We start from the raw sequence: 23,288 nt of genomic DNA on the forward strand, positions 1-23,288 counted from the left end.
CGCCACCTCACCCCGCCGGCGCCAGGATCAACCCGCTCGTGGGCACGCCGGTGCCCGACGTGACCAGCACGTGCTCGACGTGGTCCACCTGGTTGTGCGACGTCCCGCGGATTTGGCGGACCCCCTCGGTGATGCCGTTCATGCCGTGGATGTAGGCCTCGCCCAACAGCCCGCCGTTGGTGTTGATCGGCAAGTCGCCGCCCAGTGACAGCCGCTCGACGGTCGCGAAGTCCTTCGCCTCCCCGCGACCGCAGAACCCGAGCTCCTCGAGCTGGGTGAACACGAACGGCGTGAAATGGTCGTAGATGAAGGCGGTTTGGATGTCGGCGGGGGTGAGGCCGGAGTCCCGCCACAGCCGTCGGGCGACGACGCCCATCTCCGGCAGCCCGGTGATGTCGTCGCGGTAGTAGCTGGTCATCATCTCGCCCTCGCGCGCTGCGCCCTGCGCGGCCGCGGTGATGACCGCCGGCGGCTGGCGCAGGTCGCGGGCGCGTTCGGCGCTGGTGACGACGAGAGCGACCCCGCCGTCGCTTTCCTGGCAGCAGTCGAGCAGCCGCAGCACGGGCGCGACGATCCAGCGGGATTGCTGGTGGTCGTCGAGCGTGATGGGCCGCCGATAGAACCAGGCGTCGGGGTTGGTGGCGGCGTGGTGGCGGTCGACGACCGCGATCCTGCCAAAGTCGGCGTTGGTGACGCCGTAGGTCGACATGTAACGCTGGGCGTGCAGCGCCACCCACGCCGCCGGCGTCAGCAACCCGAACGGCGCGTAATGCGCCATGAACAGCGGGGTTTCAGCCATGCTGCGCCCGCTGCCGCCGAACCGGAAACCAGACCGCTCGTTGAACGCGCGCCAGCACACCACCACGTCGGCGACGCCGGCGGCGATCGCCGTCGCGGCGTGCAGCACGGTACCGGCCGCCGCCCCGCCGCCGTGCGGCACCCGGGAGAAGAACGACAGGTCGCCGATGCCCACGTTGCGGGCGACGTCGATCTCGTCGCTGGAATCCATGGTGAACGTGACCATGCCGTCCACGTCGGACGGGGACAAGCCGGCGTCGTCGAGCGCGGAACTGACTGCCTCGCAAGCCAATTGCAGCTCGCTGCGCCCCGATTCCTTGGAGAACTCGGTCTGGCCGATGCCGGCGATGGCGCAGTGGCCGGGCAGGGCGCTCACGCTGTGGAGCCTGCCGCGTCGAGCAGGCTCAGGACCGCGGTGCCGGACACGTGGTTGCCGAGGCTGTTGGCGCCGGCGAAGGCGACCTCGACGAAGTTCTCGCCCCCGCATCCCGCCGTCTTGCCCGTGACGGCACCGGCGAAGCGCAGCGGGTCGTCGGGATAGCACGGCACGCCCAGCCGGATCGACAGGTTCTTGACCATCGCCTCGGGCCCGGCCCAGTCGGTGAGGAACCGCACGCAGTAGCCGTTGGTGGTCAGGATGTTCATGAACAGGTTGGGCGAGCCCTGCTGGTTGGCGTAGTCGCGGTCGTGGTGCACTGGCATGAAGTCGCGGGTGGCGATCGCGCCGGCGACGATCAGCGTTGTGGTGACCGGTATTTCGAGCGGGGTGACCTGGTCGCCGACCGCGATGTCGGCCCAGCGCAGGGTGGTGCGGGCGGTCATGGGCGTCCTTCGGGCGCGGGCCGGAACTGGTGCAGCACGAGACCGTCGTCGAATTGCTCGAAGAAGACCTCCACCGGCATCCCGGGCGTGACCGCGGCCGGGTCGACCCCGCATAGGTTCGAGACCAGCCGGACGCCCTCGTCGAGCTCGACCAGCACCACGACGTAGGGGTAGTCGAAGAACGGGAATTTCGGTTCCAGCGGGACCACGTGGCTGTACACGGTGCCGCGCCCCGACGACTCGATCGCGGTCCAGGCCAGGGACCGGCAGTGTGGGCACATCGGCCGTGGCGGGTTGCGCAGCGCCCCGCAACCGTCACAACGTTGGATCAGAAGCTTGTTGTCGCGCAACCCGTTCCAGAAGAATTCGGTGTCCGGGCTGACGGCCGGCGCCAGTCGGGCCGCCATCAGTTCGCCGGCCGGAAGCGCAGCACCCGGAACCGCTGCCGGCCCAGCACCTCGCCGTGCTGATCGGAATAGGTCAGGACCCAGGTCAGGAAGTAGCCCGCGCCCAGCGCGGTCTTTTTCTCCTCGGAGACGCTTTCGAACACCGACGTCGCGCTGATCACGTCGCCCAGCCGGGGGTAGCGCTCGATCTCGAACTCCGAGTTGGTCGCCACGGTGCTGGTGTAGCCCGCCTCGTCGAGGAACGCCGTCGGGTTGCCCTCGACCTCGATCGGGGCGCCGCCGCGTTCCTTGATGCCGTCGAGCTTGGGCGACGGCATGGTCCAGGTCTGCAGCATCACCGGCGGCGACACGATCCCGCCGAACCGCGACGCCTCGGCGAACTCCGGTTCCAGGTAGACGGGATTCATGTCGTCCAGCGCGTGGGCCCAATGCCGAATCATCGGCTGGTTTACCGGATCCGGGGCCACCGTCGGCCTTCCGGTGCCGCCGGTGTGCTGCCCGACCAGCGCGCGCAGCTTCGCGTGAAACGCGGAATCGGTGTCGGAGCCTGCCACCAACCTGACCCTCCTGATGTGCCGCGGCGCGGGATCGGCGACCCGACGATGCCCCGTTGTGCCTACTCCGCGGCGCCAGCCCGTGTCAATGCGCAGCTAACCCGCCGCCGCCCGCCCGACCCGCGCGGTGAGCCTTTCGTAAACACGCCGTCACATGCCAAGCTGCTGACATGGTCATGGAGATCGCCCGCCCCAAACTCGAAGGCAACGTCGCCGTCGGTGAGGATCGCCAGATCGGCTTCGCCGAGTTCGGCGACCCGCACGGGCGGGCAGTCTTCTGGCTGCACGGCACGCCCGGCGCGCGCCGCCAAATTCCCACCGAGGCCCGCGTGTACGCCAAGGATCACGGCATCCGCCTGATCGGCCTCGACCGTCCGGGGATCGGCTCGTCGACCCCGCACCGGTACCCCAACATCCGGGCCTTCGCCGACGACCTGGCGACGATCGCGGACACCCTCGGCATCGACCGGCTGGCCGTCATCGGCCTGTCCGGGGGCGGCCCGTACGCGCTCGCGTCGGCCGCGGCCTTGTCCGACCGGGTGGTCGCGGCCGGCATCCTCGGCGGCGTGGCGCCGTTCCTCGGCGACGAGGGCATCACCAGCGGGCTGATGAATCTCGGCAAACGGGCCGCGCCGCTGCTGCGGCTGGGCGGAGATCCCCTGCGCATCGGGGCCAGCCTGATGGTCCGCGCCATCCGCCCCGTCGCGAACACCGCCCTCTACCTCTACGCCGCGGTCTCGCCCGAGGGGGACCGGCGCTTGCTGACCCGGCCGGAATTCGGTGCCATGTTCCTCGACGACCTGCTCAACGGCAGCCGCAAGCAGCTCGCGGCCCCCTTCAACGACATCATCCTGTTCACCCAGGACTGGGGGTTCCGGCTCGACGAGGTGCGGGTGCCGGTCCGCTGGTGGCACGGCGACAGCGACCACATCGTCCCGTTCTCCCACGGCGAGCACGTGGTGCAGCTGTTGCCCGACGCGGAATTGTTCGTGCTGCCGGGCGAGAGTCACCTCGGAGGGCTGGGCCGCGGCGAGGAGATCCTGTCCCTGCTGATGAAGATCTGGGACGAGCAGGTCTGACTTTCTAGGGGCGGTACCCTGCAGTCGTGCTGCTGGAGTCTCTGAATCCCGCGGCGGTCGCCGCGACCGATATTCCCGATGCGGTGCGCATCGACGGCGCCGTGTTGAGCCGCAGCGATCTGGTCGGCGGCGCCACCTCGGTGGCCGAGCGGGTCGCCGGCGCGGGGCGCGTCGCGATCCTGGCCACCCCGACCGCGCAGACCGTCCTCGCGGTCACCGGCTGCCTCATCGCCGGGGTGCCGTTCGTCCCGGTGCCCTCCGACGTCGGGGCGGCCGAGCGCCGGCACATGCTCTCCGATTCCGGGGCGCAGGCGTGGCTCGGGCCGGTCCCCGACGAGCGGGAGGGGTTGCCGCACATCCCCGTTCGCGCGCACGCCCGGTCCTGGCACCGCTATCCCGAGCCGCCGCCCGAGGCCACCGCGATGGTGATCTACACCTCCGGGACCACCGGGCCGCCGAAGGGCGTGGTGGTGAGCCGGCGGGCGATCGCCGCCGACCTGGACGCGCTGGCGCAGGCCTGGCAGTGGACGGCCGACGACGTGCTGGTGCACGGGCTGCCGCTGTTCCACATCCACGGCCTGGTGCTCGGGCTGCTGGGGTCGCTGCGGATCGGCAACCGCTTCGTGCACACCGGCAGGCCCAAGCCGGAGGCCTACGCGCAGGCCGCCGAGGACCTCGGCGGGACGCTGTTCTTCGCGGTGCCCACCGTGTGGTCGCGGGTGGTGGCCGACGAGGCCGCCGCCCGCGCGCTGCGCCCGGCGCGGCTGCTGGTCTCGGGCAGCGCGCCGCTGCCGGTGCCGGTGTTCGATCGGCTCGAGGCGCTGACCGGGCACCAGCCCATCGAACGGTACGGCGCCTCGGAGTCGCTGATCACCATCTCCACCCGGGCGGACGGCGAGCGGCGCGCCGGCTGGGTGGGGTTGCCGTTGGCGGGCGTGCAGACCCGGCTGCTCGATGACGGCGGCGCGCCGGTGCCCGACGACGGCGAGACCGTCGGCAAGTTGGAGGTGCGCGGGCCGACGATGTTCGACGGCTACCTGAACCGGCCCGAGGCCACGGCCGCGGCGTTCGACGCCGACGGCTGGTACCGCACCGGCGACGTCGCGGTCGTCGACGGCGGCGGCATGCACCGCATCGTGGGCCGCGAGTCGGTCGACCTCATCAAGTCCGGCGGCTACCGCGTCGGCGCCGGGGAGATCGAGACCGCGCTGCTCGGGCACCCGGGGGTGGCCGAGGCCGCGGTCATCGGGATGCCCGACGAGGACCTGGGCCAGCGCATCGTCGCGTTCGTCGTCGGCTCGGCCCAGCCCGACGAGCTGATCGACCATGTGGCGCAGCAGCTTTCGGTGCACAAGCGGCCGCGGGAGGTGCGCGTCGTCGACGCGCTGCCCCGCAACGCGATGGGCAAGGTCCTCAAGAAGCAGCTGCTAGCCGACGGCTAACGCGGGGGTGCCGCCACGTCTCAATTGCGTCACGACGGCGGCACAAAACTCCCGGTCAGCGGCCGCGCTGCCCGACACGCAGCAGATTGCCAGCATTCTGGACAAGCGTGCGGCCCCGCGTTCGCATAGCTTCGTTGTGGACCTGCACGACGTCCGAGTCCGACCGGACACCCGTTCTTCGAGGATGACACGTGACACAGCTGAGGCGGCCGGATGGCTCGGCCCCGACGAGCGCCGCCGGTCCGCGGCCGACACCGATGCGGCGGGTGGCCGCCGCCTGCCTGGTGGGGTCGGCGATCGAGTTCTACGACTTCCTGATCTACGGCACCGCGGCGGCGCTGGTGTTCCCGACGGTGTTCTTCCCGCGTCTGAGCCCGGCGGTGGCGACCCTGGCGTCGCTGGCCACGTTCGCGACGGCGTTCGTGTCCCGGCCGCTCGGCGCCGCCGTCTTCGGGTACTTCGGGGACCGGCTGGGCCGAAAGAAGACGCTGGTCGCCACGCTGCTGATCATGGGCGCGTCGACGGTGAGCGTGGGCCTGGTGCCCGGCACCGCGTCGATCGGCGTCGCGGCGCCGTTGATCCTGATCGTGCTGCGGCTGCTGCAGGGGTTCGCGGTCGGCGGCGAGTGGGCCGGTTCGGTGCTGCTGAGCGCCGAGTACGCGCCGGTCGGCCGCCGCGGCTGGTACGGCATGTTCACCTCGCTGGGCGGCGGCACCGCGGGCGTGCTGGCCAGCCTGACCTTCCTGGCCGTCAACGTGACCATGGGCGAGAAGAGCCCCGCCTTCATGGAATGGGGCTGGCGGGTGCCGTTCCTGATCAGCAGCGGGCTGATCGCCATCGCGCTGTACGTGCGGCTCAACATCGAGGAGACCCCCGTCTTCGTGGAGGAGAAAGCCCGCGACCTGGTGCCCAAGGCGCCCCTGGCCGAGCTGTTCCGGCTGCAGCGGCGCGAGATCCTGCTGGTCGCGGGCAGCTTCCTGGGCGGCATGGGCTTCGTCTACCTGGGCAACACGTTCCTCGTGATGTACGCCCACAACCACCTCGGCTATTCGCGCGCCTTCATCTGGGGGGTCGGCGCGCTGGGCGGGCTGACCAGCATCGTGTTCGTGTCCGTCTCGGCGTGGGTGTCGGACCGGGTGGGACGCCGTCGCGTGATGCTGGTGGGCCTGTCGGCGTGCCTGCCCTGGGCGTTCCTGGTCGTCCCGTTGATGGACACCGGCAAGCCGGTGCTCTACGCGGTCGCCGTCCTGGGCATGTTCGCCGCCGCGGCCGTCGCCAACGGGCCGTCCGGGGCGTTCGTGCCCGAGCTGTTCGCCACCCGGTACCGCTACAGCGGCGCGGCGGTGGCGATGAACCTGGCCGGCATCCTCGGCGCGGCCGTGCCGCCGCTGCTCGCGGGCCCGCTGCTGGCGAGCTACGGCAGTTGGGCGATCGGGCTGATGATGGCCGCCCTGGTGCTGGCCAGTTTCGTGTCCATCTACCTGCTGCCCGAGACCAGGGGCACGACGCTGCGCAGCGGCCGCGCGGCGCCCAAGCAGCCCGCGCGGCTATAGGGGCCGTCAGTTGGCGTGCAGGTCCTCGTTGAGGGCGATGCCCTGCCCGCCGCGCGGGACCACCTCGACCGCCCCGCTCACCGAGTTGCGCCGGAACAGCAGGTGGTTGCCGCCGGAGAGGTCGCGGGCCTTGAGCACCTGACCGTCGGGCGTGGCGACCTTGGTGCCGGCGGTGACGTACAAGCCGGCCTCGACGACGCAGTCGTCGCCCAGCGAGATGCCCAGCCCCGCGTTGGCGCCCAGCAGGCAGCGCTTGCCGATCGAGATCACCTCGGTGCCGCCGCCGGACAGGGTGCCCATGATGGACGCGCCGCCCCCGACGTCCGAGCCGTCGCCGACCACGACGCCGGCCGAGATGCGGCCCTCCACCATCGACGCGCCCAGCGTGCCGGCGTTGTAGTTGACGAAGCCTTCGTGCATGACCGTCGTGCCCGGCGCCAGGTGCGCGCCGAGGCGCACCCGGTCGGCGTCGGCGATGCGCACCCCGGTCGGTAGCACGTAGTCGACCATCCGCGGGAACTTGTCGACCCCGTACACCGTCACCGGCCCGTGCCGGCGCAGCCGCGCCCGGACCGCCTCGAAGCCCTCGATGGCGCACGGCCCGCGGTTGGTCCAGACCACGTTGGTCAGCACCGAGAACAAGCCGCCGGCATTCAGCCCGTGGGGCGCCACCAGCCGGTGCGACAGCAGGTGCAGCCTCAGGTAGGCGTCGTGCGCGTCGGCGGCGACGTCGTCGAGCGAGCCGATGACCGTGCGGACCGCGATGGTCTCCGTGCCGCGGTCGTCGTCGCGGCCGACCAACGCGGCCAGCTCCGGCGCAACGTCGGACAGCGCCAGCCGCGACGTGCCGGACGTCCCGGAGTCGGTGAGTTCCGGTGCCGGAAACCACGTGTCGAGGATCGATCCATCCGACGCCAGCGTCGCCAGCCCCACACCCACCGCAGCTCCAGTCACGGCGGTCAGGTTATCGCCCCCGGACGACCGTGCGGGACCCGCCCGGCCCCGACGACGCCGCACCCGTAACGGCGGCGTTAACGGCGGATTTCCGGGTACGCGGGCGCTCGGGGGTGAGGCAGGTCACGTCGTGGGCCCGCCGCTGATCCCTCCGCCGGCCCGTCGAGGCCGCTCGATCACCGGAGGAGCACACGATGTCCGTTACCACGTCCCTTGTCACCACGTCCTTTGTCACCATCCGACCCGAGGCGCTGCTGGCCGCGGCCGGCGCGCTCGACGGTCTCGGTTCGGCGCTGGCCGCCCAGGATGCGGCGGCCGCCGCCGCGACCACGAGCATCGCGCCGGCGGCCGCCGACGAGGTGTCGGCGCTGCAGGCCGCGCAGTTCTCCGCCTACGGCACCTGGTACCAGCAGGTCAGCGCGCAGGCCAAAGCGGTGCACCAATCGCTGGTCAGCACGCTCACCAGCAACGCCGGTTCGTACGGCGACACCGAGGCCGCCAACCAGGTGACCACCAGCGCCGCTGCCCTGCCCAGGGCCGCCGCCGCGGCGGCGGCCGACCCGTCGTCCGACACGGGCGCCGCGCTGGGCACCACCATCGAATGGGGCCAGAACGTCGGCGCCGCGGCGTCGGACTTCATCTCGCTGGGGGCCGGCCAATTCGCCCCGGGCGCCGGCCTGTTCAGCACCTCCGCGGCCGTCACCGCCGACGCCGGTGCCGCGGTGCCGGTGGCTGCGGCCGCGCCGCCGGCGGCCCCGGGCGCCGCGCCCGGGGTGCTCGCGAACGTGGGCGGGGGCCCGTCGATCGGCGCGTTGTCGGTGCCTCCCGGCTGGGCGGCCGGTGGGGTCCCCGCGGCCAGCACCGCGCCGGTGCAGCTGACCGGCCACAGCGCCGCCGCGCCGCCCGCCGCACCCGTCGGCGCCGTCCCCGCTGGGTTGCCCGCGATGGCCAGCACCGGCCGCGGCGGCTCCGGCCTCGGCGCGCCGCGCTACGGCGTCAAGCCCACCGTCATGCCCAAGCCCGCCGTCTGACAACCCGCCGAACAGGAGCAGAGCAATGGCTTTCGACTTCGGGGCGCTGCCGCCCGAGACCAATTCCCTGCGCATGTACACCGGCGCCGGCGCCGGGCCGATGCTGGCCGCCGCGGCGGCGTTCGGCGCACTCGCCGACGAGCTGAACAGCACCGCCCTGGGCAGTCAGTCGGCGATCGCGAACCTCACCGGCGACGAGTGGATCGGGCCGTCGTCGGCCGCGATGGCGAGCGCCGTCGAGCCGTACCTGACGTGGCTGCGCACCACCGCGGGTGAACTCGAGCACGCCGCCGCCCAGGCCATGGCGTCGGCGGCGGCCTACGAGGCGGCGTTCGCGATGACGGTGCCGCCGGCCGTCGTCGCCGCCAACCGGGCCCAACTCGCCGCGCTGCTCGCCACCAACGTGCTCGGGCAGAACACCGCGGCCATCGCCGCCACCGAGGCGCAATACGGCGAGATGTGGGCCGCCGACGCCGCCGCCATGTACGGCTACGCGGCGGCGTCGGCGGCCGCCGCGCGGCTGAGCCCGCTCACGGCGCCGCCCCCGGCCACCGACCAGGCCGGAGGTTTGGCGCCGGCGTCGGCGGCCGCGGCCACGACGAACGGGTTGCACCAAGCCGTGTCCAACGCGCCCGACCTGGTGCAGTCGCTGGCGGATCCGACCGCGACCCCGCTGGACGACATCCTCGGCAACTCGGTGGTCTCCAACGTCGGCAACGCCGCGTTCGACGATGTGTCGTGGAACGTGTTCAACGCCATCGTGTCCGGGGTGCTCTACCAGCACACCGTGGACACGGCCGTGCCCGCGGCGGCGGTGGCCGGCGGGCTGGGCGGCGCGGGCGCTCTGCTGGCCGCGGGGGCCCCGGCCGGCTCCGCGGCCACCCCGGTGCTGGCGGGTCTGGGCTCGGCGAACGCGATCGGCGCGCTGCGGGTGCCGGCCGCCTGGTCGGCGGCAACCCCGGCCGCCCCACCACCGACGCTGGCCGGTTCGGAATGGGCCGCGCCCCTCGACGGGGAACCGCAGACCACCTGGGCGACGGGCATGCCGGCGGTGGCCTCGGCCGGGCGCGGCGGCTACGGCGTGGGGCCGCGGTACGGCGTCAAGCCCAAGGTGATGCCGCCGCAGGTGTTCGTCTAGCGCGGCACGCACCGCCGCAGCGATTACCCTCAGGTTCGTGCTGGACTTGGGCGGGGATCCGATCGCGCTGACCGCGGCGCTGGTCGACATCCCGAGCGAATCGCGGGACGAGGCGCGCCTGGCCGACGAGGTGGAGGCGGCGTTGCGCGCCCAGACGTCGGGATTCGAGATCGTCCGCAACGGCAACGCGGTGCTGGCGCGGACCCACCGGCGGCTGGGATCGCGGGTGCTGCTCGCCGGGCACCTCGACACCGTCCCGGTGGCCGGCAACCTGCCCAGCCGGCGCGACGGCGGCGACCTGTACGGCTGCGGCACCGCCGACATGAAATCCGGGGACGCCGTCTTCCTGCACCTGGCGGCCACGGTCGCCGAGCCGGCCCACGACCTGACGCTGGTGTTCTACGACTGCGAGGAAATCGACGCCGCCGCCAACGGTTTGGGCCGCATCGAGCGGGAGCTGCCGGACTGGCTGGCCGCCGACGTCGCCATCCTGGGTGAACCCACCGGCGGCTACATCGAAGCCGGCTGCCAGGGCACGCTGCGCGTCGTCGTCAGCGCCGCCGGCACCCGCGCCCACTCGGCCCGATCATGGTTGGGCGACAACGCCATTCACAAGCTGGGCGGGGTGTTGGACCGGTTGGCCGCCTACAGCGCGCGCACCGTCGACATCGACGGCTGCGCCTACCGCGAGGGCCTGTCCGCGGTGCGCATCGACGGCGGCGTGGCCGGCAACGTCATTCCCGACGCCGCGTCGGTGACGGTCAACTTCCGCTTCGCCCCCGACCGGTCGGTCGCCGACGCGCTGCAGCACGTCCGCGAGGTGTTCGACGGTCTCGACGTGCAGATCGAGCTGGCCGACGCCGCGGCCGGGGCGCTGCCCGGTCTGTCCCAGCCCGCCGCCAAGGCGTTGGTCGAGGCCGCCGGCGGCCAGGTCCGGGCCAAGTACGGGTGGACCGACGTGTCGCGGTTCGCCGCCCGCGGGGTGCCCGCGGTCAATTTCGGGCCCGGCGATCCGAACCTGGCCCACAAGCGCGACGAGCGGGTCCCGGTCGCCAACATCACCGCGGCCGTGGACATGCTGCGCGACTACCTGACCGGCTGAGCGCGGCCTAGCCCGGTCGCCCGATCGGCGCGCCCCGCGCCTGCGCGGCGGCGTCGGTCGCGGCGGCGTGCATGCCGAGCGCCGCCAGCTCGGCCGCGGCGGCCAGCAGCGCCGCGTCGTCGCCGGCGGCCAGCGCGCGGGCGTGCGCCAGCGCGACGCGCCCCGTCGCGCAGTCGATCTCGGCACACAGCCGGGCCAACGGCTCGGCGGCCCGGGTGTCGCCGAGCCGGACGGCTTCGTGCCAGGCGCGCAGCGCCGCGGCCAGCTGCCCGCCGCGCTCGGCCATCCGGGCGGCGTCGCGGGCGGCCGACACCGCGCCGTGCCGGTCGCGCATCGACGCCAGCCGCCAGGCGCGCGCCAGGCCCAGCTCCGGGGCGAACAGCGCCGACTTGGTGCCGTGCCGGGATTCGGCACGGCTCAACGCCTTCGCCGCGGCGGCGGTGTCACCGAGCTGCGCCAGCGCGGTGGCCAGCAGCATCAGCGACAGGGGGCCCCACGAGTAGCCGGTGCGTTGCAGCGTCGACGCCGCCGGCTCGAGCAGCGCGACGGCGCGGTCGAACTCGCCGGCCGCGATCAACACGTGCGCCAGCAGCACCTCGCCGATCGCGCGCCCCGGCTGCTGCGATTCGGCGAAGTCGGTGAACTGCTGCGCCAGCGCCGCCGCCGCGTCCAGCCGGCCCGTCATCAACAGGGCGGTGGTCTGCCCGAGCCCGACCGTGAACCGCAGCAGCCCGGGATGCTCGGCGGCGAAGGCCCGCCGCGCCAACGGCTCCACGTCGTCGAAGCGGCCCTGCCGCGCCGCGCACAGCGCGGCGGCGCTGGCCGCCCACGCCACCGCCTGATCGTCGGCCGCCGGCGACGCCAACACCTGGCCGCCGACGCGCACGGCGTGCGCGACGTTGCCGGCGTTCATGGCGAACGTCGCGCTCAGCGCGTCGAGCGTGGTGCGCGCCCCGCCGTCACCGACCCGGTTGCGGACCGTCTGCAAAAAAGCGGTGGCCCGCTCCGGCTCGCTGAGCATCCAGAACTGGTTGGCCGCCCGCAGCAGCGCCCAATCCAGCAGCGCCGTCTCGGTCAGCGCGGTGGAGTCGACCTCGCCCAGCACCGCGTCGGCCTCGCGGCCCCGGCCCTGCCACGCCAGCGCGTGGGCCAGCGCCAGCCGGGCCGTCAGCCCGCCGGAGCGCTCCAGCGCCGACCGGGCCAGCCGCTCGCCCAGCGTCAGGTCACCCAACCGCAACGCGTCGCGTGCGGCGGCGACGACCTCCGTGGCCCGCTGGGGGGTCGCGCTGTCCAGCGCCAGCACCGCCAGCCGCAGCCGGTCGCTCAGGTGATCGGGCGGTCGCTGCGCCCACAGGCCGAGCAGGTCGGTGCGCCGTTGCCGGGCCTCGTCGAAACCCAGCGCCGCCCGCGCGCGGTCGGCGAAGACCGGGTGCGCGGTGTAGACCACCGGGTCTTGCGAGGCCCCGCCGCGGACCCGGGTTTCGGCGGCGCCCCACTCGACCGCCTGGGCGACCGCGCCGTCGCCCACCAGCGCGGTCAGCGTGGCCTGCGGTAACGGTTCGGCAATTGCGAGGTAGTCCAGCACCGACCGGGCCGGCGCGGGCAACTCGGCGAGGAAGGCGTCGGGCGACGGCGGGGCGGACGTGGCCGGCGCGTCGACGTCAATCCGGGTGAGCAACCCGTCGGCCCAGAGCGCGGCGACGGCGTCGGGGGCGGAGTCGGCGCGCGCGGTGACCACCATCCGCACCGTGCCGGCCAGCGCCAGCTGGTACACCAGCGTCGCCGACAACACGTCGAGGTGCTGGGCGTCGTCGACGATCAGCAGCAGCTCGTCACCGCCCAGCGACGCGCGGGCCGCGCGCAGCAACGCGGCCGGCTTGCCGAGGTCGGCGATGCGCACCAGGTGGCTGAACGCCCCGAACGGCACCGCGCGCTCGGTCGGCGTGCCGGTGACCCAGCGGGTGACCGTGCCGGGCCGGCCGCCGGCGAACCGCTCGGCGGCCAACCGGGCCAGCGTGGACTTACCGCAGCCGTCGGGTCCCAGGACTACCGCGCCGGCCGGGCGCGCGTCGCCCAGGGTGGCGTTCAGCCGGTCCAACGCGGCCGCCTGCTCGGGCACATTCCAGCGAATCGGCACCGCCGGATTTTAGTGCCGACGGCGCCGCCCGCAGGGCGAAAGCCCCAGATACGACGGGCCGTATCGCGGTGGTCTACCTTTGGCGACTATGCGGCGGGACGGCGATTCCTCGGGCGGCTGGGCGGTGTGTGTCTACTGCGCGTCGGGCCCCCAGCATCCCGAATTGCTGGCCCTGGCCGCCGAACTCGGCGAGGCCATCGCCGAGCGGGGCTGGACGCTGGTGTGGGGCGGCGGCAAGGTATCGGCCATGGGCGCGGTGGCCAGCGCCGCGCGCTCCCGCGGCGGCCGCACCGTCGGCGTCATCCCGCAGATCCTGATGCGCCGCGAGGTCGCCGACACCGACGCCCACGAGTTGATCGTCAGCCAGACCATGCACGAGCGCAAGCAGGTCATGGAGGACCGCTCCAACGCCTTCATCGTGCTGCCCGGCGGCGTCGGCACCCTCGACGAACTGTTCGACGCCTGGACCACCGGATACCTCGGGCTGCACGGCAAACCCGTCGTGCTGCTCGACCCCGCGGGGCACTACGAGGGCCTGTGGACCTGGCTGCGCGGGCTGCGCGACGGCGGCTACATCTCCCCGCGGGCGATGGACCGGTTGGTGCTCGTCGACAAGGTGCGGGCGGCGCTCGACGCGTGCGCACCCGGCTGATCGGGCGACGTCCCCCGGCGCCCCTATTAGGCTGTCCGCCGAGCTTGACATTCTTCTGACGAATCGAGGGGATCACGTGTCCGATGGCGACGGGGGAGCGCGCGCGGCGGTCACTCTGACCGATATCGCAACTCGGGTGCCGGGCCTGCTGGCGGACGCGCCGGTGATCGTGCGCGGCGCGCTGACCGGGCTGCTGGCGCAGCCGAACTCCAAGAAGTCGATCGGCACGGTGTTCGCCGAGCGGGCGGCCCGCTACGGCGACCGCGTCTTCCTGCGCTTCGGGGATCAGCAGCTGACCTACGCCGACGCTAACGCGGCGGCCAACCGGTACGCCGCGGTGCTGGCCGCGCGCGGCGTGGGGCACGGCGACGTCGTCGCGGTCATGCTGCGCAACTCGCCGCACGCGGTGCTGACCATGCTGGCCACCGTCAAGTGCGGGGCCGTCGCCGGGATGCTCAACTACCACCAGCGCGGCGAGGTGCTCCAGCACAGCCTCGGCCTGCTCAAGGCCAAGGTGCTGGTCGCCGAGACCGACCTGGTCAGCGCCGTGGCCGAGTGCGGCGGGTCCGGTGACACCGAGACGCTGACCATCGAGGACCTGGAGCGCTTCGCCGTCGGCGCCCCGGCCACCAACCCGGCGTCCGCGTCGGCGGTGCTGGCCAAGGACACCGCGTTCTACATCTTCACCTCGGGCACCACCGGCTTCCCGAAGGCCAGCGTGATGACCCACCTGCGCTGGCTCAAGGCGCTGGCCGCGTTCGGCGGCATCGGGCTGCGGCTCAAGCCCTCCGACACCCTGTACTGCTGCCTGCCGCTGTACCACAACAACGCGCTGACGGTGGCGCTGTCGTCGGTGATCAACTCGGGCGCAACGCTGGCGCTGGGCAAGTCCTTCTCGGCGTCGAAGTTCTGGGACGAGGTGATCGCCAGCGACGCCACGGCGTTCATCTACATCGGCGAGGTGTGCCGCTACCTGCTCAACCAGCCGCCCAAGCCGACCGACCGCAAGCACAAGGTGCGGGTGATCGCCGGCAACGGCCTGCGCCCGGAGATCTGGGACGAGTTCACCAAGCGGTTCGGGATCAAGCGGGTCTGCGAGTTCTACGCCTCCAGCGAGGGCAACACCGCGTTCATCAACGTGTTCAACGTGCCCCGCTCGACGGGCGTCTTCCCGCTGCCGCTGGCCTACGTCGAGTACGACCCGGACACCGGCGCCCCGCTGCGCGACGACGACGGCCGGGTGCGCCGGGTGCCGGCGGGGGAGCCCGGCCTGCTGCTCAGCAAGGTCAACCGGCTGCAGCCGTTCGACGGCTACACCGACTCAGAGTCGAGCGAGAAGAAGTTGGTGCGCAACGCTTTTCGTGAGGGTGACTGCTGGTTCAACTCGGGTGACGTGATGAGCCCGCAGGGCATGGGCCACGCGGCGTTCGTCGACCGGCTCGGCGACACGTTCCGATGGAAGGGCGAGAACGTCGCCACGACCCAGGTCGAGGCCGCTCTGGTGTCCGACGAGTCGGTCGAGGAGTGCACGGTGTTCGGCGTCGAGGTGCCGCGCACCGGCGGCCGCGCCGGCATGGCGGCGGTCAAGCTGCGCGAGGGCGCGGAGTTCGACGGCAAGTCGCTGGCGCGCGCCGTCTACGGCCAACTCCCGGTCTACGCGCTGCCGCTGTTCGTGCGGATCGTCAAGGAGCTGGCGCAGACGACGACGTTCAAGAGCCGCAAGGTCGAGCTGCGCGACCAGGGCTACGGCCCCGACGTCGAGGACCCGCTGTACGTGCTGGCCGGCCGCGACGAGGGCTACGTGCCGTTCTACGACGAGTATCCCGACGAGGTCGCGGAGGGCAAGCGGCCGCAGGGCTGATGCCGGTGTGTGACGCCGAGCGTGCGACCGGGCGCGCGCTCGGGGACGACGCGGCCCGCGCGGCGGCGCGGGCCGTGACCGGGCACCATGGACGTGTGCAAGCGACACTGTGCGGCCGCCCGGTCGCCGGCGATCGCGCGCTGGTCATGGCGATCGTCAACCGGACGCCGGACTCGTTCTACGACCGGGGCGCGACCTTCAGCGACGCCGCCGCCCAGGCCGCCGCGCACCGGGCCGTCGCCGAGGGCGCCGACGTCATCGACGTCGGCGGCGTCAAGGCCGGGCCCGGCCAGCACGTCGACGCCGACACCGAGATCGCCCGGCTGGTGCCCTTCATCGAGTGGCTGCGCGACGCCTACCCCGACCAGCTGATCAGCGTGGACACCTGGCGCTCCGGGGTGGCCCGGGTCGCCTGCGCGGCCGGCGCCGACCTGGTCAACGACACCTGGGCGGGCGTCGACCCGGCGCTGCCCGAGGTGGCCGCCGAGTTCGGTGCGGGGCTGGTGTGCTCGCACACCGGCGGCGCGGCGCCGCGGACCCGCCCGTTCCGGGTCCACTACGGGACCACCACGCGGGGCGTGGTCGACGACGTCCTGGCGCAGGTCACGGCCGCCGCCGAGCGGGCGGTCGCGCTCGGGGTGGCCCGCGACCGGATACTGATCGACCCCACCCACGACTTCGGCAAGAACACCTTCCACGGGCTGGCGCTGTTACGGCACGTCGGTGATCTCGTGAATACCGGGTGGCCGGTGCTGATGGCTTTGAGTAACAAGGACTTCGTCGGGGAGACTCTGGGGGTGGAGTTGACCGAGCGCCTCGAGGGCACGCTGGCCGCCACCGCGCTCGCGGCGGCCGCCGGCGCCCGGATGTTTCGCGTGCACGAGGTGGCGGCCACCCGCCGGGTGCTGGAGATGGTCGCGTCGATTCAGGGGACCCGCCCGCCGGCCCGCACGGTCAGGGGGCTCGCGTGACGGCGTCGGACCTGTGCGCCGGGCACGTCAGCGACGCCGGCATGCTCGCCGCCCGGCCCGGCGACATCTGGCTGGCCGACCGCAGCTGGGTGCGGCCCGGCTGGAGCGTGGCCGACCTGGTCGCCGCGAAGGCCGGGCGGACCATCTCGGTGGTGCTGCCGGCCCTGGACGAGGAAGAGACCATCGCGGCGGTGATCGAGAGCATCTCGCCGCTGCTGGACGGCCTGGTCGACGAGCTGATCGTGCTGGACTCCGGCTCCACCGACGACACCGAGATCCGCGCGGTGGCCGCCGGCGCCCGCGTCGTGCGCCGCGAGCAGGCGCTGCCCGAGGTGCCCGTGCGCCCCGGCAAGGGCGAGGCGCTGTGGCGCTCACTGGCCGTCACCGGCGGCGACATCGTGGTCTTCGTCGACTCCGACCTGCTCGACCCTCACCCGATGTTCGTGCCCTGGCTGGTCGCGCCGCTGCTCACCGGCGACGGCGTGCACCTGGTGAAAAGCTTCTACCGGCGACCCCTCAAGGTGGGCGACGCCGAAGGCGCCGCCGGGGCGACCGGCGGCGGGCGGGTCACCGAGCTGGTCGCGCGGCCGCTGCTGGCGGCGCTGCGCCCCGAGCTGGGCCACGTGCTGCAGCCCCTCGGCGGGGAGTACGCGGCCACCCGCGAGCTGCTCACATCGGTGCCGTTCGCGCCCGGCTACGGCGTGGAGATCGGCCTGCTCGTGGACGCCTTCGACCGGCTGGGCCGCGACGCCATCGCGCAGGTCAACCTCGGTGTGCGGGCGCACCGTAACCGGCCGCTGGCTGAACTCGGCGCGATGAGCCGGCAGGTCATCGCGACGCTGCTGTCGCGCTGCGGCGTCCGCGACTCGGGGGTCGGGTTGACCCAATTCGTCGCCGACGGCGCCGACGGCTTCGGCTACACCGAGCGCACGTCGCCGGTGTCGCTGGCCGACCGCCCGCCGATGAACGTCCTGCGGCCGCGCTGAGCACGGCACTGTCGGGGCGATAGGGCAGTATCGACCGCGTGGCGTTGGTGTTGTTGTACCTGGTCGTGCTGGTGCTGGTGGCGGTCGTGCTGTTCGGCGCGGCCAGCCTGCTGTTCGGGCGGGGTGAGCAGCTGCCGCCCCTGCCCCGGGGGACGACGGCGACGGTGCTGCCCGCCTACGGGGTGACCGGCGCCGACGTCGACGCGGTGAAGTTCACCCAGGTGCTGCGCGGCTACAAGGCCAGCGAGGTCGACTGGGTGTTGGAGCGCCTGGCCCGCGAGCTGGAGGCGCTGCGCGGCCAGCTCGCCGCGGTGAACGCCGCCGGAACCGGCAACGGCGACACCGAAGCGCACGCAGAGGCGCACGCCGGCGGCGCGCCGGTGGAACCGGCCGAGGGCGACGATCGTCAGGACTGAATGTGAGCGACGAGGAACTTGTCCGGTGCGGCTGGGCGGGCATCCGGCCCGGGCCGGACTTCGAGCTGTACCGCGACTACCACGACTATGAGTGGGGCCGCCCCGTGCACGACGGGACGGCGCTGTTCGAGCGGATGAGTCTGGAGGCCTTCCAGAGCGGGTTGTCGTGGCTGGTGATCCTGCGTAAGCGGGACAACTTCCGGCGCGCCTTCGCCGGGTTCGACGCCGCGCAGGTCGCCGAGTTCTCCGACGCCGACGTGCAGCGGCTGCTGGCGGACGCCGGCATCGTCCGCAACCGGGCCAAGATCGACGCGACCATCGCCAACGCGCGGGCCGCGGCGGAGCTGGGCAGCCCGCAGGACCTGTCGAAGCTGCTGTGGTCCTACGCGCCGCCGCCGCGGCCGCGGCCGCTCGACGGCTCCGAAATCCCATCGGCCACCGCCGAATCGAAGGCGATGGCGGCCGACCTGAAGCGGCGCGGCTTTCGCTTCGTCGGGCCCACGACCGCCTACGCGCTGATGCAGGCTACCGGAATGGTCGACGATCACATCCGTGAATGCTGGGTACCCGCAACCACCCGGTGAGCACCCACAACCGGGTCTTTGTGCAAGTGGTGACCTCTATAGGGAACAATAGGGGGGTGATGTGGCAGTTCGATGCCGGGTGTGGCAGAAAATTCGCTGGCGGGGCATGCTCGGCGCCGACCAGGTCCGCGAGGGCGGGCCAGCTCGAACCTGGAGGGAGCACTCGATGGCGGCGATGAAGCCCCGGACCGGCGACGGTCCTCTGGAAGCAACCAAGGAGGGGCGCGGCATCGTGATGCGGGTACCACTTGAGGGCGGCGGGCGTTTGGTCGTCGAGCTGACGCCCGACGAAGCCGCCGCCCTGGGTGACGAACTCAAGGGCGTCACGAGCGCCACTTAGGGCTGTCACGGGCAGGCTTGCGGCCTTCCGGGTCGCTTCCCAGGCGATTTCGGCGGCGCTAAGCGCCCACCTTCCGATAGATGTCCACGGTCTGCTCGGCGACGCGGGCCCAGGAAAATTCCTCGACGCAGCGCTGGCGTCCCGCCTGGCCGTAGCGTTTCGCCCGCTCGGGCTCAGCGACGAGCCCATTGACCGCCTCGGCCAACCGCGATTCGTAGCCAGCCGGATCGTCGGCGTCGTAGTGCACCAGTGAACCGGTGACCCCGTCGGCGACCACCTCCGGGATGCCGCCGACGTCGGAGGCCACCACCGCCGTCCCGCAGGCCATTGCCTCCAGGTTCACGATCCCGAGCGGCTCATACACCGACGGGCAGACGAACACGTCTGCCGCCGAGAGGATTTCGCGCAGCTCGCCCGTCGGGAGCATCTCCCTGATCCAGAAGACCCTGTCGCGGGCGTCGGCCAGCCGGCCCACCGCCGTGCGCGTCTCCTCGGCGATCTCCGGGGTGTCGGGCGCGCCGGCACACAACACCACCTGAATTTCGGGGCTGAACCGGTGCGCGGCCGCCACCAGGTGGGCGAGGCCCTTCTGCCGGGTGATGCGGCCCACGAACACCACGGTGGGCCGGGACGGGTCGACACCGATCTCCGCCAGCACCGACCCGGTGGGCTCCGGGCCTGCCGGATGCCAGACATCGGTGTCGACGCCGTTGCGAATGACGTGCACGGCGCTGGGGTCCAGTGCGGGGTACACGCGCAAGATGTCCTCGCGCATCGCGGAGCTGACCGCGATCACGGCGTGGGCGCCCAGCACCGCCGTGTGCTCCACCCACGACGAGACGCGGTAACCGCCACCGAGTTGCTCGGCCTTCCAGGGCCGCAGGGGCTCGAGCGAGTGCGCGGTCAACACGTGGGGCACGTCGTAGAGCAGCGCGGCGAGATGCCCGGCCATCCCGGTGTACCAGGTGTGCGAATGGACCACGGTGGCCGCCGCCGCGGCGTCCACCATCATCAGGTCCGCGGACAGCGTGGCCAGCGCCGCGTTCGCGTTCTGCAGCCGCGGGTCGGGTTGGTGCGCCTGCACTCCCGGGACGCCCGTGCGCGGCGCGCCCATGCAGTGCACGTCGACGGCGCACAACCGCCGCAGCTGAGCGACCAGTTCGGTGACGTGTACCCCGGCCCCGCCGTAGATTTCTGGGGGATATTCCCTCGTCATCATCGCCACCCGCATACCCGCACCGTAGTTCGAGGTCTCCTCGCCCCGCGAGGCGGGGCGAGGAGACCTTGAACCGGTCGGCGCGAGCGAGGTCGACGAGCCCCGCGAGGCGGGGCGAGGAGACCTTGAACCGATCGGCGCGAGCGAGGTCGACGAGCCCCGCGAGGCGGGGCCCGGCGCCGCGGCAAGCGAATCCGGTGCCCGCGGGGCCAAATACCTTGACGGACAGCCGCACCTGCTCGCTGCGGGGCCGCGAAAAGGGCGTTCCCCCTGGCAGCGCTTCGCGGGTGCCGATAGGTTTGACGTCATGAGGGAAGCGCCACACGTGCTGGGCATCGTCCTGGCCGGCGGTGAGGGCAAGCGGTTGTATCCGCTGACCGCGGATCGCGCCAAGCCCGCGGTCCCGTTCGGGGGCGCCTACCGGCTGATCGACTTCGTGCTGTCCAACCTCGTCAACGCCCGCTACTTGCGAATTTGCGTTCTCACGCAGTACAAGTCGCATTCACTGGACCGCCACATCTCGCAGAACTGGCGGTTGTCCGGCCTGGCCGGCGAGTACATCACCCCGGTGCCCGCGCAGCAGCGTCTGGGCCCGCGCTGGTACACGGGCTCCGCCGACGCGATCTACCAATCGCTCAACCTGATTTATGACGAAGACCCCGATTACATAGTGGTTTTCGGTGCCGATCACGTGTACCGGATGGACCCCGAGCAGATGGTGCGCTTCCACATCGACAGCGGGGCCGGCGCGACGGTGGCCGGGATCCGGGTGCCCCGCAGCGAGGCCAGCGCCTTCGGCTGCATCGACGCCGACGAATCGGGCCGCATCCGCGACTTCGTGGAAAAGCCCCTCGACCCGCCCGGCACGCCGGACGATCCGGAGTCCACGTTCGTCTCGATGGGCAACTACATCTTCACCACCAAGGTGCTGATCGACGCCATCCGCGCCGACGCCGACGACGACCACTCGGATCACGACATGGGCGGTGACATCATCCCGCGGCTGGTCGGCGACGGGATGGCCGCGGTGTACGACTTCAGCGACAACGAGGTGCCCGGCGCCACCGACCGCGACCGGGCGTACTGGCGCGACGTGGGAACGCTGGACGCGTTCTACGACGCCCACATGGACCTGGTGTCCGTGCATCCGGTGTTCAACCTCTACAACAAGCGCTGGCCGATCCGCGGCGAGTCGGAGAACTTGGCGCCGGCCAAGTTCGTCAACGGCGGCTCGGCGCAAGAGTCGGTGGTGGGCGCCGGCAGCATCATCTCGGCGGCCTCGGTGCGCAACTCGGTGCTGTCCTCCAACGTCGTGGTCGACGACGGTGCGATCGTGGAGGGCAGCGTGATCATGCCCGGCGCCCGCGTCGGTCGCGGCGCGGTGGTGCGCCACGCCATCCTGGACAAGAACGTCGTCGTGGGGCCGGGGGAGATGGTCGGCGGGGACTTAGAGCGCGACCGCGAGCGCTTCGCGATCAGCGCCGGCGGCGTCGTCGCGGTGGGCAAGGGCGTCTGGATCTAGCGCGGGACGTGCGGGGCTTGGCTGCGGCCGGCGGGCTACGCCGGAATCTCCGGGACGAGCAGGTGGGCGTCGTGCCGCCCGGAGTCCCAGTGCAGGGTCACCCGACCGCGCGGCGACGCGGCGTACGCCGCCGGGAATTGGCCGGTGAGCGGGTTTCTCGGCGACAACCAGCGGCCGGCGACCACCAGCCGCAACTCCTCGCCGGCGCGGAACACCGTCGCCGAGGGCCCCAACCCGATGTCGACGGCGACGACCGCGCCGGGCGGGACCGGTTGCGGGTCGACGCCCGCGCTTACCGGCTCCCACGGCCGGGACGCCTCGGGGTCCAATGCCCGCAACGCAACTCGCTGCCAACCGGTGGCCACCCGGTCGCGGCCGTAGCCGTAGGACCCTTCGAATCCGACGAAGCGGCTCCCGAATCGGCTGCGGCGCCACTTCTCCACGCCGACGAACAGATTCGCGTCGTCGCAGCCGTCCAGCTGCACCCACAGCCGGGCGACCATCGGCCCGGTGAGCTCGACGTCGGCCGGGATCGTCCAGCGAAACACTGCGGCCCGCGACCGCGTCCCGAAGGTGACGGCGCCGGGCGTGGCGGGCCGGTCGGGTGTCAGCGTCGCCCCAGCCCCTAAATACAGTGCGCGCCAACGGGTCCGGTCCAGCGGCCACTCCGTCTCTTCGCGCACCGCGGTGACGGTGTCGCGATCGTGGCGAATCTCGAGACGCACGCTGCGCGTCGCCGCCGCGCCGGACAGCACCTGCCGGAAGAACGCCAGCTGTTCGGCCAGCGCGGGTTCGGAGTAGAACGTCGCCCACTTGCCGCCGCGGTGGGTGTACAGGCGCGCGTGGGCGGAGCCGGCGCGCGTAAACGCCCGCATCGAGCCGCGGCTGTGCAAGTTGTTGTCGGAGAAGCTGCCACACACCAGCATCGGCACGGTGATCGCGGCGAGGTCGGGAACCATCGCGCGCCAGGACGCGTCGCGCAGCGGGTGGTCGCGTTGCAGCTGCATCAGGTCGTAGCTCTGGCGGGTGTCGCGGCGCAGGTTGCGTGACCACAGCCGGCTGAAGCCCCGCTCTTGCACGCCGCCGGGAAACATCAGGTCGCGGTAGGCGTCGGTGAACCCCTCCCAGGGGCAGATCGCGCGCAGTGCGGGCGGCGCCAGGGCCGCGACGGCGTACTGGCTGATGGCCAGGTACGACACCCCGAGCATGACGACGTTGCCGTCGCACCACGGCTGGGCGGCGATCCATTGCACCAGGTCGTAGGTGTCCTCGGCCTCCTGGCGCGACAGTAGTTTGCCGGTGCCCTCGGAATGGCCGCAGCCGCGGGAGTCGGCGTTGACCACGGCGAAGCCGCGCGCGGTCCACCACGCCGGATCGGGCGCCTCCCAGCTCGTCAGCTCGGAAAAGGTCACCGGCTGCGGCTGGCGGATCGCGCGGTACTGCGCGGAGAAGGTCGATTTCTCGCCCCGACGGGTCGGCAGATTGTCCTTGCCGTAGGGGTGGATGCTCAGGATCGCCGGCTTGGGCGCGTCACTGCGGCGAAAGACGTTGATGCGCAACAAGGTTCCGTCACGGGTCGGGACGTCGACGTCGCGGTCGATGTGAATACCGGCCGGCGCCGGGGTCACCGTCACCGGCGGCCGGGCGATGCCCCCCATCCTGGCCAGCGCGTAGCGCAGGGCGCCGCGGCGCCGCCACGGGCAATCCAGAGTCGGTGTCCCGG

At 72.4% G+C, this 23,288-nt stretch carries 22 protein-coding genes; 14 read left to right on the plus strand and 8 right to left on the minus strand.

The window, feature by feature from the left end; genetic code table 11:
* Positions 1 to 7: 7 nt before the first annotated feature.
* Genes A5700_RS09025 through A5700_RS09040 form a run of 4 tightly spaced genes read right to left on the minus strand, consistent with a single transcriptional unit; the run spans position 8 to position 2,494 of the window.
* Positions 8 to 1,174, minus strand: coding sequence for a lipid-transfer protein (locus A5700_RS09025; protein WP_068069536.1), 1,167 nt, complete (start codon positions 1,172 to 1,174; stop codon positions 8 to 10).
* The gene (locus A5700_RS09030) at positions 1,171 to 1,620 is read right to left on the minus strand and encodes a MaoC family dehydratase (protein ID WP_068069538.1); all 450 of its coding nucleotides are present in this window, start codon (positions 1,618 to 1,620) and stop codon (positions 1,171 to 1,173) included. The genes A5700_RS09025 and A5700_RS09030 overlap by 4 nt, the downstream gene beginning before the upstream one ends.
* Positions 1,617 to 2,027, minus strand: a complete 411-nt coding sequence (locus A5700_RS09035; protein ID WP_068069540.1) for a Zn-ribbon domain-containing OB-fold protein — start codon at positions 2,025 to 2,027, stop codon at positions 1,617 to 1,619. Before A5700_RS09035 ends, A5700_RS09030 begins: the two co-directional genes overlap by 4 nt.
* Positions 2,027 to 2,494, minus strand: coding sequence for a MaoC family dehydratase N-terminal domain-containing protein (locus A5700_RS09040; protein WP_369828253.1), 468 nt, complete (start codon positions 2,492 to 2,494; stop codon positions 2,027 to 2,029). Before A5700_RS09040 ends, A5700_RS09035 begins: the two co-directional genes overlap by 1 nt.
* Before the next feature lie 257 nt (positions 2,495 to 2,751).
* Between A5700_RS09040 and A5700_RS09045 the strand changes: the two genes are divergently transcribed.
* From A5700_RS09045 to A5700_RS09055, 3 genes are all read left to right on the plus strand, one after another.
* Complete coding sequence (locus A5700_RS09045) at positions 2,752 to 3,660, plus strand: alpha/beta fold hydrolase (RefSeq protein ID WP_068069544.1); 909 nt, start codon at positions 2,752 to 2,754, stop codon at positions 3,658 to 3,660.
* A gap of 26 nt (positions 3,661 to 3,686) precedes the next feature.
* Positions 3,687 to 5,102 (plus strand): acyl-CoA synthetase, encoded by a 1,416-nt coding sequence (locus A5700_RS09050; protein ID WP_068069546.1) that lies wholly within the window; start codon positions 3,687 to 3,689, stop codon positions 5,100 to 5,102.
* Between the two features lie 257 nt (positions 5,103 to 5,359).
* The gene (locus A5700_RS09055; RefSeq protein WP_068069549.1) at positions 5,360 to 6,655 is read left to right on the plus strand and encodes an MFS transporter; all 1,296 of its coding nucleotides are present in this window, start codon (positions 5,360 to 5,362) and stop codon (positions 6,653 to 6,655) included.
* Positions 6,656 to 6,661: 6 nt separating this feature from the next.
* Here A5700_RS09055 and dapD read toward each other — a convergent pair whose 3' ends face one another.
* A complete protein-coding gene (gene dapD / locus A5700_RS09060; RefSeq protein ID WP_156671150.1) occupies positions 6,662 to 7,618 on the minus strand; it encodes a 2,3,4,5-tetrahydropyridine-2,6-dicarboxylate N-succinyltransferase in 957 nt (318 codons plus the stop codon).
* 185 nt (positions 7,619 to 7,803) lie between these two features.
* Between dapD and A5700_RS09065 the strand changes: the two genes are divergently transcribed.
* Genes A5700_RS09065 through dapE form a run of 3 tightly spaced genes read left to right on the plus strand, consistent with a single transcriptional unit; the run spans position 7,804 to position 10,880 of the window.
* Positions 7,804 to 8,640: a PE domain-containing protein gene (locus tag A5700_RS09065; protein ID WP_068204636.1), complete on the plus strand. Its 837-nt coding sequence runs from the start codon at positions 7,804 to 7,806 to the stop codon at positions 8,638 to 8,640.
* Between the two features lie 25 nt (positions 8,641 to 8,665).
* A complete protein-coding gene (locus A5700_RS09070) occupies positions 8,666 to 9,778 on the plus strand; it encodes a PPE family protein (protein WP_068069555.1) in 1,113 nt (370 codons plus the stop codon).
* Between the two features lie 37 nt (positions 9,779 to 9,815).
* Positions 9,816 to 10,880, plus strand: coding sequence for a succinyl-diaminopimelate desuccinylase (gene dapE, locus A5700_RS09075; protein WP_068069558.1), 1,065 nt, complete (start codon positions 9,816 to 9,818; stop codon positions 10,878 to 10,880).
* A 7-nt stretch (positions 10,881 to 10,887) separates the two neighbouring features.
* Here dapE and A5700_RS09080 read toward each other — a convergent pair whose 3' ends face one another.
* Positions 10,888 to 13,017 carry an AAA family ATPase gene (locus A5700_RS09080; RefSeq protein ID WP_068204639.1) on the minus strand — a complete coding sequence of 710 codons (2,130 nt, stop codon included), beginning with the start codon at positions 13,015 to 13,017 and terminating at the stop codon, positions 10,888 to 10,890.
* Positions 13,018 to 13,105: 88 nt separating this feature from the next.
* On the opposite strand from A5700_RS09080, the gene A5700_RS09085 reads away from it, so the two are divergent.
* The 7 genes from A5700_RS09085 (at position 13,106) to A5700_RS09115 (ending at position 18,827) form a co-directional block, all read left to right on the plus strand.
* Positions 13,106 to 13,669 (plus strand): TIGR00730 family Rossman fold protein, encoded by a 564-nt coding sequence (locus A5700_RS09085; RefSeq protein WP_068069562.1) that lies wholly within the window; start codon positions 13,106 to 13,108, stop codon positions 13,667 to 13,669.
* 76 nt (positions 13,670 to 13,745) lie between these two features.
* On the plus strand, positions 13,746 to 15,530 hold the full coding sequence (gene fadD6 / locus A5700_RS09090; RefSeq protein ID WP_068069564.1) for a long-chain-acyl-CoA synthetase FadD6: 1,785 nt from the start codon (positions 13,746 to 13,748) through the stop codon (positions 15,528 to 15,530).
* Positions 15,530 to 16,501 (plus strand): dihydropteroate synthase, encoded by a 972-nt coding sequence (gene folP / locus A5700_RS09095; RefSeq protein WP_369828252.1) that lies wholly within the window; start codon positions 15,530 to 15,532, stop codon positions 16,499 to 16,501. Before fadD6 ends, folP begins: the two co-directional genes overlap by 1 nt.
* A complete protein-coding gene (locus A5700_RS09100; RefSeq protein WP_068069566.1) occupies positions 16,498 to 17,487 on the plus strand; it encodes a glucosyl-3-phosphoglycerate synthase in 990 nt (329 codons plus the stop codon). The genes folP and A5700_RS09100 overlap by 4 nt, the downstream gene beginning before the upstream one ends.
* A gap of 38 nt (positions 17,488 to 17,525) precedes the next feature.
* Positions 17,526 to 17,903 (plus strand): DivIVA domain-containing protein, encoded by a 378-nt coding sequence (locus tag A5700_RS09105; RefSeq protein ID WP_068069569.1) that lies wholly within the window; start codon positions 17,526 to 17,528, stop codon positions 17,901 to 17,903.
* Between the two features lie 2 nt (positions 17,904 to 17,905).
* Positions 17,906 to 18,487: a DNA-3-methyladenine glycosylase I gene (locus A5700_RS09110; RefSeq protein WP_068069571.1), complete on the plus strand. Its 582-nt coding sequence runs from the start codon at positions 17,906 to 17,908 to the stop codon at positions 18,485 to 18,487.
* A 166-nt stretch (positions 18,488 to 18,653) separates the two neighbouring features.
* Positions 18,654 to 18,827 carry a DUF3117 domain-containing protein gene (locus A5700_RS09115; RefSeq protein WP_068069619.1) on the plus strand — a complete coding sequence of 58 codons (174 nt, stop codon included), beginning with the start codon at positions 18,654 to 18,656 and terminating at the stop codon, positions 18,825 to 18,827.
* Positions 18,828 to 18,885: 58 nt separating this feature from the next.
* On the opposite strand, the gene glgA is transcribed toward A5700_RS09115, so the two are convergent.
* The gene (gene glgA / locus A5700_RS09120; protein ID WP_068069572.1) at positions 18,886 to 20,058 is read right to left on the minus strand and encodes a glycogen synthase; all 1,173 of its coding nucleotides are present in this window, start codon (positions 20,056 to 20,058) and stop codon (positions 18,886 to 18,888) included.
* A 292-nt stretch (positions 20,059 to 20,350) separates the two neighbouring features.
* Between glgA and glgC the strand changes: the two genes are divergently transcribed.
* Positions 20,351 to 21,565 (plus strand): glucose-1-phosphate adenylyltransferase, encoded by a 1,215-nt coding sequence (glgC, locus tag A5700_RS09125; protein WP_068069573.1) that lies wholly within the window; start codon positions 20,351 to 20,353, stop codon positions 21,563 to 21,565.
* 35 nt (positions 21,566 to 21,600) lie between these two features.
* Here glgC and A5700_RS09130 read toward each other — a convergent pair whose 3' ends face one another.
* Positions 21,601 to 23,223, minus strand: coding sequence for a CocE/NonD family hydrolase (locus A5700_RS09130; RefSeq protein WP_082960460.1), 1,623 nt, complete (start codon positions 23,221 to 23,223; stop codon positions 21,601 to 21,603).
* Between the last annotated feature and the right edge of the window lie 65 nt (positions 23,224 to 23,288).

The sequence above is a fragment of the Mycobacterium sp. E1214 genome, assembly GCF_001666755.1.
Classification (GTDB): Bacteria; Actinomycetota; Actinomycetes; order Mycobacteriales; family Mycobacteriaceae; genus Mycobacterium.